Origin of the sequence: Cohnella mopanensis, assembly GCF_022352055.1 — a bacterium.
GTDB classification, from domain to species: Bacteria; Bacillota; Bacilli; order Paenibacillales; family Paenibacillaceae; genus Cohnella; species Cohnella mopanensis.
In genome coordinates this window covers 32,711-46,608 of the sequence record NZ_JAKRWM010000008.1, presented here as the reverse complement: position 1 = coordinate 46,608, position 13,898 = coordinate 32,711, and the positions used below count along the sequence as shown (strand labels likewise).

General features: G+C 48.0%; 8 protein-coding genes and 1 other annotated feature. All 8 genes read left to right on the top strand.

Annotated elements, in window-relative coordinates; translation table 11 throughout:
* The first annotated feature begins 103 nt into the window (after positions 1 to 103).
* The 8 genes from zwf (at position 104) to L3D05_RS13090 (ending at position 13,834) form a co-directional block, all read left to right on the top strand.
* Complete coding sequence (gene zwf / locus L3D05_RS13125; protein WP_239616510.1) at positions 104 to 1,627, top strand: glucose-6-phosphate dehydrogenase; 1,524 nt, start codon at positions 104 to 106, stop codon at positions 1,625 to 1,627.
* Positions 1,608 to 3,608, top strand: a complete 2,001-nt coding sequence (tkt, locus tag L3D05_RS13120; protein WP_239616509.1) for a transketolase — start codon at positions 1,608 to 1,610, stop codon at positions 3,606 to 3,608. Before zwf ends, tkt begins: the two co-directional genes overlap by 20 nt.
* A gap of 46 nt (positions 3,609 to 3,654) precedes the next feature.
* Positions 3,655 to 4,320 carry a fructose-6-phosphate aldolase gene (gene fsa / locus L3D05_RS13115; protein ID WP_239616508.1) on the top strand — a complete coding sequence of 222 codons (666 nt, stop codon included), beginning with the start codon at positions 3,655 to 3,657 and terminating at the stop codon, positions 4,318 to 4,320.
* 48 nt (positions 4,321 to 4,368) lie between these two features.
* Positions 4,369 to 5,787, top strand: coding sequence for an NADP-dependent phosphogluconate dehydrogenase (gene gnd, locus L3D05_RS13110; protein WP_239616507.1), 1,419 nt, complete (start codon positions 4,369 to 4,371; stop codon positions 5,785 to 5,787).
* A gap of 67 nt (positions 5,788 to 5,854) precedes the next feature.
* Positions 5,855 to 6,119, top strand: a binding site (T-box leader).
* Positions 6,120 to 6,255: 136 nt separating this feature from the next.
* Positions 6,256 to 7,341 (top strand): aspartate-semialdehyde dehydrogenase, encoded by a 1,086-nt coding sequence (gene asd, locus L3D05_RS13105; RefSeq protein ID WP_239616506.1) that lies wholly within the window; start codon positions 6,256 to 6,258, stop codon positions 7,339 to 7,341.
* A gap of 155 nt (positions 7,342 to 7,496) precedes the next feature.
* Positions 7,497 to 9,533, top strand: coding sequence for a Na+/H+ antiporter (locus tag L3D05_RS13100; protein ID WP_239616505.1), 2,037 nt, complete (start codon positions 7,497 to 7,499; stop codon positions 9,531 to 9,533).
* 177 nt (positions 9,534 to 9,710) lie between these two features.
* The gene (locus L3D05_RS13095) at positions 9,711 to 13,037 is read left to right on the top strand and encodes an S-layer homology domain-containing protein (RefSeq protein WP_239616504.1); all 3,327 of its coding nucleotides are present in this window, start codon (positions 9,711 to 9,713) and stop codon (positions 13,035 to 13,037) included.
* Positions 13,038 to 13,318: 281 nt separating this feature from the next.
* A complete protein-coding gene (locus L3D05_RS13090; RefSeq protein ID WP_239616503.1) occupies positions 13,319 to 13,834 on the top strand; it encodes a hypothetical protein in 516 nt (171 codons plus the stop codon).
* Positions 13,835 to 13,898 lie beyond the last annotated feature (64 nt).

The following is a 13,898-nucleotide window of genomic DNA, read 5'->3' as shown; positions in this document are numbered from 1 at the left end:
AATATATTAATTACTTGTATGACTGCTAATCGTATTATAGTGAAATTAAGAAAAAGAAACCAGAGCTTCTATTTCTATAAGCTCATCCGAAAGGAGAAGGAAGATGGAATCCGCTACTATTGTCTTGTTCGGAGCAACTGGGGATTTAGCTAAAAGAAAAATATACCCTGCCTTATATAATTTATTCATCGACGGCAAGCTGCCGCAAGCTTTCTCCTTGATCGGTCTGGGAAGAAGAGAATGGACCGATGAATCCTTTCAGGCTAACGTCGAACAATCTCTCCAGCAGTTTTCCAGACGCGATGCGGAAGATGCCGAGAAGGTTAAACAATTTGTCGGCGCATTCCGGTACAGCGTACTTAATATCGATCGTAAAGACGATTACCTGAAGCTTTTGGATCTAATCCGGAAGCGGGAAGATAAGCTAAACATGACGCCGAATCGGCTGTTCTACTTATCGGTCGGGCCTGAGTACTTCGAGACGATCGCAGCCAACATCCAGGATAGCGGTCTCGGATCAGCGAACGGTTGGAAACGTCTCGTCATCGAGAAACCTTTCGGCCATGATTTGCAATCGGCCCGGGATCTCAATCAGAAGCTAAGCAAAGCCTTTACGGAACAAGAAATTTTCCGTATCGATCACTACCTCGGCAAGCCGATGGTGCAGAGGCTCGAATCGCTGCAACAGGCTAATCCGGTCATTCAGGCTTTATGGACCAACCGTTATATTGCTAACGTGCAGATTACGGCGAATGAATCGGTCGGAGTCGAAGAGAGAGCGGGTTACTACGATCATGTCGGCGCCGTAAGGGACATGTTCCAAAACCATATGCTGCAATTGCTGATGATGGCGGCCATTCACCTTCCGAACGACAGCACCTCCGAGGAAGTGCGCTTCAAGAAGAAAAAGGTGATGGAAGCAGTCGAGCTCTTGCAAAAAGAAGATGTCAGCGCCAGCGTTATCCGCGGACAATACACGGAAGGAAGCATGCAGGGTAAATCTGTCATCGGCTATACTTCCGAACCGGGCATCGCGCCATCTTCGATGAACGACACATTCATTGCCGCCAAATTACTGATCGACAATAACTATTGGCGGGGAGTTCCCTTCTATATTCGGACGGGTAAACGGATGAAAGAGAAATCGACGAGAATCGTAGTCGAGTTCAAAGAACCGCTGAAGCCAGCTTCTCTGCCGAATGAGGAGGGGAGCGCTCCCAATCTTCTCGTCTTCGAGATCAATCCTAACGAGAGCATAACGCTTCAACTGAATGAGAAAGATCCAGGAAATAACGGGGCGTTCAAGCCGATCCATATCGACCTTCACGCCAATCAACAAAATTCTCCCGAAGCTTACGAGAATTTGATTCACGATGCTTTGCATGGCGATCCTACGTTCTTCGCGCATTGGGACGAGGTTGAATTGTCCTGGCAGTGGGTTCAACCGATCTTGGAAGCGTTCGAAGAAAATATAGTTCCTTTACATCCTTATGCGGCGGGGTCTTACGGGCCTGCCGAATCCGACGCGTTACTTGCAAGAGATGGCTACCATTGGTGGTTCGATGACAAGCCTGAGCAAGAAATTCAAAGCAAAGAAGGAGAACAATATGCCTACAACACAAACTAAAACAATTGATCAATTAGCAATCGACACGATCCGAACTTTATCCATTGATGCCATTAACGCTGCCAATTCCGGTCATCCGGGGCTTCCTATGGGAGCCGCACCGATGGCCTATGCCCTATGGTCCGCGCAATTAAACCATAATCCCGGCAACGCCAAATGGTTCAACCGCGATCGCTTCGTACTATCGGCGGGACACGGTTCGGCTTTGCTGTACAGCCTCTTGCATCTGTCCGGTTATCGGGTATCGATCGAGGATTTGAAACAGTTTCGCAAGCTCAATAGCTTAACGCCAGGTCACCCCGAATATGGTCACACGGATGGCGTAGACGCAACAACGGGTCCGCTTGGACAAGGGCTGGCCATGGCAGTCGGAATGGCGATGGCCGAAGCGCATTTGGCCGCGAAATTCAATCAAGACGGCTTCCCAGTCGTCGATCATCATACGTATGCGCTTGTTGGAGATGGCTGTCTGATGGAGGGGATCTCCTACGAAGCGATGTCTATGGCAGGACACATGAAGCTGGGCAAGCTAATCGTATTGTATGATTCCAACGACATCTCATTGGATGGAGCTCTAAACCTGAGCTTCGGCGAAAATATGCAAAAAAGAACGGAATCGGCGAACTGGCAATATTTACGGGTAGAAGACGGCAATGACATTACGAAAATTTCCGAAGCGATCGCGGCCGCCAAGCTGAACGATGCGCAGCCGACGCTTATCGAAATTCGTACGATCATCGGTTTCGGCAGCAAAGCAGCGGGAACGAACAAAGTGCATGGTAACCCGCTTGGTAAAGACGAAGCCAAAGCTACCAAAGAAGTATACGGTTGGCATTACGAGGAAGACTTCACCGTTCCTGAGCAAGTTAAAGCGCATTTCGAGCAACTGAAACTTAAGGGTGCGGCTAAAGAAGAAGAGTGGAACAAATTGTTCGCTTCCTATTCGTCGCAGTATCCAGAGCAAGGGAAACAGCTTGCCCAAGCGATCGACGGCTCCGTAGTTATTGATGCCAGCGAAGTCCTGACGTTCGACGCTTCCAAAACCGTGTCGACTCGCGTAGCGAGCGGCGAGGCGATTAATCATTACGTGAAGACCGTCCCGTCGATTTTCGGTGGCAGCGCCGATTTATCGCATTCGACGATGACGGACATTAAAGGCGAGCAAACGTTTGCCATTGAATCCTACTCCGGCCGTAACATCTATTTCGGCGTCCGCGAGCATGCGATGGGTGCGGCCGGTAACGGCATGGCGCTTCATGGCGGAGTTAAACCTTTCGTTAGCACTTTCTTCGTATTCTGCGATTATTTGCGCCCGTCCATCCGTTTGGCAGCGTTGCAGAAGTTGCCCGTGACTTATGTGTTTACTCATGATTCCATTGCCGTCGGAGAAGATGGCCCTACGCACGAGCCGGTTGAGCACTTGGCCGCGCTCCGCACTATCCCGGGGCTTACGGTCATTAGACCTTCCGACGCCAACGAAACGGCAAGCGCATGGGCTTATGCTTTGGAGCAACAAGAAGGTCCGGTAGCTCTCGTATTGAGCAGACAGAATCTGCCGATCTACGAAGCGACCAAAGCAAACAAGGACGAAGTTGCAAAAGGGGCTTACGTCTTGACGGAAACGAACGCGCAACCGGACGTTATTCTAATCGGTACCGGTTCAGAGGTTTCTCTAGCCGTGAATGCAAAGGCGGAGCTTGAGAAGGATAACGTATCGGTACGCGTCGTCGCAATGCCGAGCAGAGAATTGTTTAATCGCCAATCCGCAGCATATCAACAGAGCGTTCTCCCGGATTCCGTATCGAAACGAATCGCGATAGAAGCCGGAATTTCGTTAGGTTGGGAACGCTATACGGGAGCAGCCGGAAAAGTCCTGTCGATTGATACGTTCGGCGCATCGGGCTCGGGAAATGCCGTTATGGAATACTTCGGATTTTCCGTCGACAACGTCGTTCGTTTAACGAAAGAATTACTGAAGTAACTCATAAATCAACTCAAAATCAACTCATAAATTGGAGGTTTTTCACATGAAATTTTTTATCGATACAGCCAACCTGGTGGACATCAAAAAAGCGTATCAAATCGGAGTATTGTCCGGCGTAACGACGAATCCTTCTTTGGTAGCCAAAGAAGGCGTCAAATTCGAAGATCGTATCGCGGAAATATTGCGTGAAGTGCCGGACGTTGAATCGGTTTCCGCAGAAGTTACACCTGACGCGGTAACAGCGGAAGAGATGATCGCGCAAGCGAATGAACTGATCAAAATCAACAATGGCGATAAAAACATCACGATCAAGCTGCCTATGACATTGGCAGGATTGGAAGCGTGCCGCTACTTGACCAAAAAAGGCGTAAAAACGAACGTAACGTTGATCTTCACAGTGAACCAAGCGTTGTTGGCTGCTCGTGCAGGCGCAACTTATGTATCTCCGTTCCTTGGCCGCTTGGATGACATTTCCGAAGACGGCGTTCTATTGGTAGCCAAAGTGGCTGAATTGTTCCGCATTCACAATCTGGATGCCCAGATCATCGCGGCTTCCGTTCGCCATCCGGACCACGTTACTCGCGTAGCTATGGCCGGCGCGCATATCGCAACGATCCCGTTCTCCGTTATTGAACAAATTTCCAAACATCCGCTTACGGATCAAGGAATGGAGAAATTCGCAGCCGATTGGAAAAAAGCCGTACAATAATATAGAAATATATAGAAGCAAGCGGGAGAGGACAGGGAGGAACCTACTATGAGTAAACAGCAAATCGGCGTCGTCGGCTTAGCCGTTATGGGGAAGAACCTCGCCTTGAATATCGAAAGCAAAGGGTTCTCCGTAGCGGTATATAACCGTTCGCCGGAGAAGACGAACGAACTTCTGGAGGAAGCGAAAGGTAAAAATTTCGTCGGTGCCTATAGCGTCGAACAATTCGTCCAATCGCTCGAAACGCCTCGTAAAATATTGATAATGGTCAAAGCTGGACAACCGACGGATGATACGATTAATCAGTTGGTGCCTCATCTTAGCCAAGGGGATATTCTGATCGACGGCGGTAACGCCTATTTCCCGGATACGCAAAGAAGAAATAAAGATCTACAGGCTCAAGGGTTTCGCTTTATCGGTGCCGGAGTTTCCGGCGGCGAAGAGGGCGCGCTGAACGGTCCTGCGATTATGCCGGGCGGTCAGAAGGACGCGTATGAACTCGTCGAGCCGATCTTGACCGCGATTTCAGCCAAAGTGAACGGCGATGCTTGCTCAACCTACATCGGCGAAGACGGCGCCGGCCATTATGTCAAAATGGTACACAACGGCATTGAATACGGCGATATGCAGCTTATCGGCGAAGCGTATCACTTGTTGAAGGATGTCCTGGGCTTAAATACAAGCGAGCTGCATAACATTTTCACCGAATGGAACAAAGGCGAGCTGGATAGCTATTTGATCGAGATTACGGCAGACATCTTCTCGAAAACCGATCCGGAAACGGGCAAACCGATGGTGGATGTCATCTTGGATTCCGCTGGCCAGAAGGGAACCGGGAAATGGACTAGCCAAAGCGCACTAGACTTGGGAGTTCCACTGTCCATTATTACGGAATCCGTGTTCGCAAGGTTCATCTCCGCCATGAAAGAGGAGCGAGTGGCAGCCAGCAAGAAGCTGGACGGTCCCGCTACGACAAGCTTTGACGGCGACGCTACGGAATTCATCGAAGCCGTTCGCAAAGCTCTGTATGCCAGCAAAATCGCTTCGTATGCGCAAGGCTTCGCACAGATGAGAGCAGCGTCCGAAGCGTATGGTTGGAATCTCAATTATGGCGGCATTGCGATGATCTTCCGCGGGGGATGTATTATCCGCGCAAGATTCCTGCAAAATATTAAAGAGGCTTACGATCGCGATCCGGCACTGAACAACCTATTACTGGACGATTATTTCGGCGGAGTCGTTAGAAATTATCAGGAAGCGTGGAGGAAAGTCATCTCTATAGCCGTAGCCAGAGGGATCCCGGTTCCTGCATTCTCTTCGGCGTTAGCTTACTATGACAGCTATCGCACGGAGCGGCTGCCTGCTAACTTGCTTCAAGCGCAGAGGGATTATTTCGGAGCGCATACGTTCGAGCGGTTGGATCGGAAGGGAAGCTTTCACTTCCAATGGATGGACAATAACGAATAATTCGGTTCGTAAATTTGCAAAAATTATGTTTACCTCCGAATCGTTATTTGTTAAAATTATTGCAATATGAAATGCGATGAAGAGACGAGTAAATAAATGAATTCTTTCACAGAGAGCTCCTGAATGCTGAAAGGGAGTAAAGAATTGTTTATCGAACAAAGACTCTGAGCTGTGCATCGGAACTTCTTCAAGAGGGGATGGTGTGCCAGGAGCTCCTGTTATAGAGCTAGAGTATAAGCATTACCTTGTAATGCCGTACTTGAAGAGGCTAATATGGCGACGTATTAGCGAATCTGGGGTGGTACCGCGAGTATTCAAATCTCGTCCCTAAGACAAATGTCTTGGGGGTGGGATTTTTTTGTTGCCAAGGAAAACTCAGCGCACATATGTATACGGTACTTCAGCTCAAAGTGCTTGATTCGTTAGGTTACCACTCATCATGCCATTATGAAAGGATTTGAATATCAGATGTCAGAGAAATTGAAAGTCGGTATTGTTGGAGGAACGGGCATGGTTGGCCAGCGTTTCGTTCAATTGCTGGATCAGCATCCTTGGTTTGAAGTAACGACTATCGCGGCCAGTGCCGGTTCGGCAGGCAAAACTTACGAGCAATCCGTTCAAGGAAGATGGAAATTGCCTGACCCGATCCCGGAAAACGTAAAAAATATCGTCGTATTGGATGCTTCGAAAGTAGAGGAAGTCGCTTCCCAAGTCGATTTTATTTTTTGCGCGGTAGATATGAAGAAAGAGGAGATCAAAGCGTTGGAAGAGGCGTACGCCAAAACAGGCACACCCGTTGTATCCAACAACTCGGCACATCGCTGGACCCCGGATGTCCCTATGGTCATTCCGGAAATTAACCCGGGGCATCTGGATGTTATTGCCGCGCAGAGAAAACGTCTGGGCACTTCGACCGGTTTCATTGCCGTTAAGCCTAACTGCTCCATCCAAAGCTATGTGCCGATGCTTAACGCTTTGCTCGACTTTAAGCCTACAACCGTTGTCGCATCGACGTATCAAGCGATCTCTGGCGCCGGCAAAAACTTTACGGATTGGCCGGAAATGCTAGACAACGTCATCCCGTACATCGGCGGCGAGGAAGAGAAGAGCGAGCAGGAGCCGTTGCGGATCTGGGGTAGCATCGAGAATGATCAAATTGTGAAAGCAAGCGCACCGCTCATTACGACACAATGTATACGCGTTCCAGTCCTGGACGGACACTTAGCTACGGTTTTCGTATCGTTCGAGAACAAACCTTCGAAAGAAGAAATCCTAGCTCGTTGGAAGCAATTCAAAGGACGTCCGCAAGAGCTGGGCTTGCCAAGCGCGCCTAAGCAGTTCATCACTTATTTCGAAGAAGAGAACAGACCGCAGACGAGACTCGATCGAGACATCGAGCGCGGCATGGGAATTTCGGTCGGAAGATTGCGCGAAGATTCGATCTACGATTTCAAATTCGTTGGACTATCGCATAATACTTTACGCGGAGCTGCAGGCGGTGCCGTTCTGATCGCTGAGCTTTTGAAAGCGGAAGGCTACATCCAGGCCAAATAAAGTACCTACAATGAGTTGCATATACAAACAAGCCAGCCCCTCAAGGGGCTGGCTTGTTTGTCGAATCCTTTTCCGAAGCTGAAACTTTCAACGTTTGTTTTTGGGCGGTTGGGGATGATAAAGGATTGAACATGACTTAGAAGGGAAGCCGCCCTATGGAACTATTTCTAGCCGTTTTCATAATGCTTACGCTCATCGGTGCTTCCAATGTCATCGGTCGTTTCGTTCCGTTCGTTCCGGTGCCGCTCATTCAGATCGGTTTAGGTATTATCGTGGCGCTCGTGCCATCAGGGATACATCTCGAGTTGGAACCTGAGCTCTTCTTCGTCTTGTTCATCGCTCCGTTGCTGTATAACGATGGCAAGCATACCCCTCGCAAAGAGTTGTGGAAGCTGCGCGCCCCGATTATGTTACTGGCGGTCGGACTCGTTTTCATTACCGTATTCTTAGTCGGATATGCGATTCACTGGATGATTCCGTCCATATCTTTACCTGCGGCATTCGGGCTTGCAGCCATATTGTCACCGACGGACGCCGTGGCGGTAAGCGCGTTAGCGGGCAGAATACATATGCCAAAGAGGTTAATGCGATTACTCGAAGGCGAAGCGTTAATGAATGACGCTTCTGGACTCGTGGCATTCAAATTTGCAATTGCCGCCGCCGTAACAGGCGTATTCTCGCTTCCCTACGCTACGGTCAGTTTTCTTATCATCTCTATCGGCGGTCTGCTGACCGGAGCGTTCATCGCTTTTCTGATAATCGGACTTCGGGTCGTTCTTCGACGGGCGGGGATGGAAGACGTAACGATGCATATGCTGATACAAATTTTGACTCCTTTCCTGCTGTACATGATAGCGGAAGAGCTGGGGATGTCCGGAATATTGGCCGCGGTTGCGGGAGGCATCGTGCATGCGATCGAGCGCGACCGCGTGGAGACGTCGATGATGAAGCTGAATGTCGTGTCGAACAATACTTGGTCAGTCCTACTATTTCTACTGAATGGTCTCGTTTTCGTTATTTTGGGCTTGCAAATCCCTCATGTGACGAACATCATTTTCGCCGATCCTGCTTTCAATAATTACAATGTGATCGGTTATGCGGTTCTTATATTCGCAATGCTTATCGTTCTTCGTTTCGCTTGGACGTTCGCATTTACAAGAGGAAGCCGTCTGTTCGGGAGCAAAGAGGAGCAAAGCATGCCAGGGTTCAGAATGCTTGTGCTGACTTCGTTCTCCGGCGTGCGCGGCGCGGTAACGCTGGCTGGTGCATTTTCCATTCCGCTAGTGCTGGATGACGGAAGTCCGTTTCCCGAGAGGAATTTGATCATATTTCTAGCGGCGACGGTCATTTTGCTCTCGTTGATCGCAGCAAGCGCGCTGTTGCCGTTACTTTCTAAGAAGAAGGAAGCGGCCGATACCAGGGAGCAGGAAAAGCATGATCGACAAGTACAAATCAAAGTGATGACGGCAGCAATCCGAGCGGTTCATCAGGAGAGCGATGAAGAAAACGAGGCGGCAGTTACCTCCGTCATTGCTGACTATAAACAATGGATTCAGGAAATCCGGTTGCATGGATTGAGATGGAGGAACGGCCCGAGTTCTCAAGAAAAGGAAACCGAGTTGCGTCGGTTGGCGCTCTCCGAGGAACGCGAATGCATCCTCGATATGTTGGAAAGCCGGCAAATCAGCTATGAGCATGCCCGACAGTTTTTGAAGATGCTTGATCAGGTCGAACTTATATTGGCGAATCGGATTCACTTTTGGAGAATGTTGTTCAAAATGTTGTTCGGTCGATTACAGATTAGCTTTAAACACAAGAATGTCGCGTTTGCCAAGATGTCGGCTTCAGATATGGAGGTTCTGCGCAAATCTAAAATCCGTACGTGCGAAGCCGCGATCAGCGAATTGGAGAAAGTGCGTTGCAAAGAAAACGAGCAAGAGGCCATCCAAGTGATTGCCCACTATAATCTCATGCATGATCGATTGGTCCGTTCTCCGAAGGCAGAAACAATTCAAGACAAGCGATACTATGATCAGAAGAAGGAGCTACACTGGGTGGCCGTTCAAGCTGAACGGAACGAATTACAGGCGCTGTACGAGAAAGGAGAAATTTACCGCGACACCGTTGGCAGAATACGCGGGATCATCCGGGAACGGGAAGCGTCGATGTTCGAGCAAGACGAGATGAGATGAATTCCGAACTAAATTTTTCCATCAATAGACAAAAACCGCGCAGCCTTGATACGACGCGGTTTTTTTCTTTATGCATGCCCATTCTTTCATTATTCTTTTATTGGGCTACGCTAATCTTACAAGAAGACAGATACAATTCCGTCTGCGATATCGAATAAGGGGAGTGGAAGTTCGATTATGTTGATTTCAAGATTAGTAGGTTCGCCACGAGTGTTACTGAAAAGGTTTACGGTTCGATTGTTAGTGGGATTAATGTTATTTACTTTGTTCTCGTCATCGCTAACGTTAGATGTATCAGCAAGCGGGCCTGATGGTAGCGCCGAGTGGACTTATTGCGCGGACGAGAACAGTGTTTGCAGCTTTTCGGGGACGATGGAAGTCCGTTATTGGGGATATGATTCGAATACTTCAGCTACTGTGGGTTTTATAAATAAAATCGCTACTAATAATATATTTTGCGCATCGACTTATTTCGGTGGAGACCCCGCTTACGGAGTGGCGAAGAAATGCTATTACCGTAGCTTGCAACTAGACAGCGGTGCAATAGCGACTACGGTTAGCGGACTTAACAACAATGTATCGGTTACATTTAACGTATATGCCAAGCAAGCGGGCACGACTGCAGATTTGAAAAATAAAATAACGATTAAAAAGACAAGCGGCGGAAACTTCGAGGCTCTTGGAACAAACGATACCGTTATGAACAGTACATCCACGCCTTCGGCTAGTAAGCTTGAAATCAACTTAAATGAAACGTTAGTCGGCTCCGAGAACGTCATTAAGATTGATGGAGGGGCATTCGTAGATAGCGCAGGCACTCCTTATCTACAGCCGATAGTGATAAAGGATATCCGATTCACCCCGCCAACACTAACTGCGGATACTACGGAAAATTACACGGTAAAGGACATTGAACTTACATTCGCCGACGATACCTTGTGGCGTAACGCGATCACCGCAGTATCCGTCGATGGGGATCCGTTAGTCGAAGGAACGGAGTACAGAGTCGATCCGGGGATCATCACTATCTTATCGGGAGTATTAACAAAAGGAATTCATGATATCGTTGTGGAAGCATCCGGTTATTCTGAAGTTCTCGTCAGCCAAGAAATTATTAAGCTGTATACTGGAGCAGGGTCAGGGACGATAATTGACCCTTATCTGATTGCAACTGCAGCCGATCTGAACGATGTTAGAGATCATTTGGAAAGTACTTTTAGGTTGACAGCGAATATCGATCTTAGCGGTTACCCGAACTGGGAACCGATTGGGCATTATTACAATGATCCGTTTCTAGGAAAATTAGACGGTAACGGTTATAAAATAACGAATTTACGGTTGGATAGGAGATCGGGAAGTTTCAATGGGTTATTCGCTTTGATAGGTTCTAGCGGTAAGGTCGAAAATTTATGTATGGAAAACGTAAACATTATCGGCGGGGAAAATACGGGAGCACTGGCAGGATATAATTATGGAACGATTCGGAATAGCTACGCGAAAGGAACCGTGGGTGGTAGTTATAGTGTGGGTGGCTTAATGGGTAATAATAGCGGGAACACGAGTAACAATTACTTTTCAGGAGCAGTAAGCGGATTTATCTCGATAGGCGGCTTAATAGGTCAAAATACATTCGGTTCTCTTAGTAACAGTTACAGTACAGGAACCGTATCGGGTTATAATCAAGTGGCTGGCTTGGTTGGTTCTAGCCTGTACGTAACTAATAATAACAGCTACTCTAGCGGAAAAGTTAACGGTGCGGATAATTCAGGTGGCTTGGCTGGTTATTCTAATGGTTCTTCATTTGTTAGCAGTTACTATGATAGCGAAACTTCGCAACAATCGGATACAGGGAAGGGCGATGGCAAAACGACTGCGGATATGAAAAACAAAGCGACATTCGTCGGTTGGGACTTCATTTCGGAGTGGTATATGCTGCCTGGTCAATATCCTCGATTATGGACGTTTACGGGTTTGCACAAAGGAACGAACTTCGGCACAACGAAGTTGATTCACGTTGCGGACGGAATGGAGTATTCCGTTAACGACGGTTCTTATCTTCCGATTACAAGCTCGGAAGTCGATAATATTAGCGTCATTGCGGGAGATACGATTTCTGTTCGCGTAACGGCAACAGCCACGGAACCGGCATCGGATCCACGAACGTTGACGGTAAGCTCGGATAGAATAAGTTCGTTGAGTACGAATGCGAGTCTAAGTACTCTTACCTTAAGCGGCGTAACGCTCAATCCTGCTTTTAACGGAACGATTTTGGTATATACGGCTAACGTAGCCAACAATGTGACCCACACGATCGTCGCGGCAACGACGTCAGATCCGCAGGCCGTCATAACGGGATCTGATCTCGGTTCCAAACCGCTGGCGGTGGGAGATAACAAGATTACTGTCCATGTCACTGCTCAAGATGGTACGACTACGGACATTTACAATGTAACGGTAACAAGAGCAGCGGCAACGATCCAACCAATCAACACGGGAGGCGGAGGCGGTGGTGGCTCATCTTCGGCGAGCTCCACGGACGGCCGATTAACGCTCCAGTCAGGTAAAGCAGGAGACGTTAGTTTGGGGAACGAAATTAGCCTATCGATCCCCGCTAACGCTACCCTGAAAGAGTTAAAAGTAACGATCGAAAAAGTGACGGACCCGCAAAAGCTTCTTACGAAAGATGATGTGCTAATCAGCACGATCTATGAGCTGCTTAAAAACTTCACGGACAATTTTACTAAACCGGTCATGCTTACCCTCACGTTTGATCCGAGCCAATTGAAGAAGAATCAAACGGCTGTTGTTGTCTACTATGACGAAGGGAAGAAAAGCTGGGTGGAAGTGCCCGGCGGCATAATAAGCGGAAACCAAATAACTGTAATGGTTAATCACTTCACGAAGTTTGCCGTATTCGCAGTGAATCAATCGAAGGAAGTACCGACACCAGACAAGAAACCAACGGTGATCTTAAACGACATTACCGGTCATTGGGCTGAGGCTACGATCAAGCAAGCGCAAGATAGCGGAATCGTGAACGGCTACTCGGATGGATCGTTTAAGCCGAATAACGCGATGACGCGAGCGGAATTTACGGTCATGCTGATGAAGACGTTAAAGGTGCAAGTATCGGGAAAAGCACTCTCCTTCTCGGATGCGGATAAAATCGGGGCATGGGCGAGAGGCGCTGTGGCACAAGCAGTGCAAGCCGGATATATTAAAGGTTATGACGATGGGACGTTCCGCCCGGATGCGGAACTTACTCGCGCCGAGATGGCCATGATGGTTGCCAAAGCATCGGGTCTCGATTTGTTAACGAACACGTCAACCGACTTCAACGATGACAAAGACATTCCGAAATGGGCTAAAGGGGCAGTAGCTGCGATTAAGAAAATGGGCTATATCGAAGGCAAAGGATCCAATCAATTCGATCCGAAAGCCAAGACAACAAGAGCAGAAGCCTTAACCGTTCTTCTGAAAATGATCGCCCAGAAGGACAAATGAATAATTATGGCGCGCGTAATGCAAAATAATAAGGACGGTGTAAGAGAGGTGTGGTTCCATTGGGCCAATTGGTGCAAGGGCTGCAGGAGGAACTGATTTAATCACTTAGCCTAGGAAGCGAGGGGTTGTGCTGCAGAGTATCTCTGAACACAGGAATTACCCAAGTGATCCATTATTGCGAAGTGTGATGACTGAGACTCAACAATCAACCACCGTCGAAAGGGGGAGCCTATTATGGGCTCCTTCTTTTTATTCAAAATCCATTCGTAAGGAGATAAAGCATGAACTTTACCTCACATCATTTGATCAAGCAGGCATATGCTTCTCCTAGTCTTAGACAGAACATTCTAAACAAAGGCATGATTTGTTTATATTGCGATTTCTCAGGCCACGAGAAGCGTGAAGATGGCGGTATTGCTTGCTGTCTGGTGTATAACAGAACCATTCAAGTTTCCGCTGAGAAAATAGTATTCGAGCCTATCGGCGATTCCGTATATGGAGAGTTGCTAGCGATCCGTTACAGTCTCGATATTCTCAGAAGAGCTTTGCCGGAACATCGTCCCCGAATCGCCAATGTACTTACGGATTGTCGTTACATAGCTCGCCTACTCCTAAAGCAAAAATACCCGAAGCCTTATTACGAAGAAATAATAAATCAAATCGCGGCAACCCTTGACGAGCTAAAAATCAACTATCCCGAAATCGCTGTAAGCGTGAGGTATTTGAGCAAGCACAAAAAGAATAACGCTCTGCACAAGATAGCGCATATAGCGGCTAGGAGAGCGATCGGAAAGTAAAGGTAACAATAGTGCTATATAAGTAACAAATGAGATATATAAGCGATTTAATTATTATGCTATG

Coding starts and splice junctions, on each gene's coding strand:
- gnd (WP_239616507.1), top strand. CDS start 4,369: ATGAGTAAACAGCAAATCGGCGTCGTCGGCTTAGCCGTTATGGGGAAG.
- fsa (WP_239616508.1), top strand. CDS start 3,655: ATGAAATTTTTTATCGATACAGCCAACCTGGTGGACATCAAAAAAGCG.
- asd (WP_239616506.1), top strand. CDS start 6,256: ATGTCAGAGAAATTGAAAGTCGGTATTGTTGGAGGAACGGGCATGGTT.
- L3D05_RS13090 (WP_239616503.1), top strand. CDS start 13,319: ATGAACTTTACCTCACATCATTTGATCAAGCAGGCATATGCTTCTCCT.
- tkt (WP_239616509.1), top strand. CDS start 1,608: ATGCCTACAACACAAACTAAAACAATTGATCAATTAGCAATCGACACG.
- L3D05_RS13100 (WP_239616505.1), top strand. CDS start 7,497: ATGGAACTATTTCTAGCCGTTTTCATAATGCTTACGCTCATCGGTGCT.
- zwf (WP_239616510.1), top strand. CDS start 104: ATGGAATCCGCTACTATTGTCTTGTTCGGAGCAACTGGGGATTTAGCT.
- L3D05_RS13095 (WP_239616504.1), top strand. CDS start 9,711: ATGTTGATTTCAAGATTAGTAGGTTCGCCACGAGTGTTACTGAAAAGG.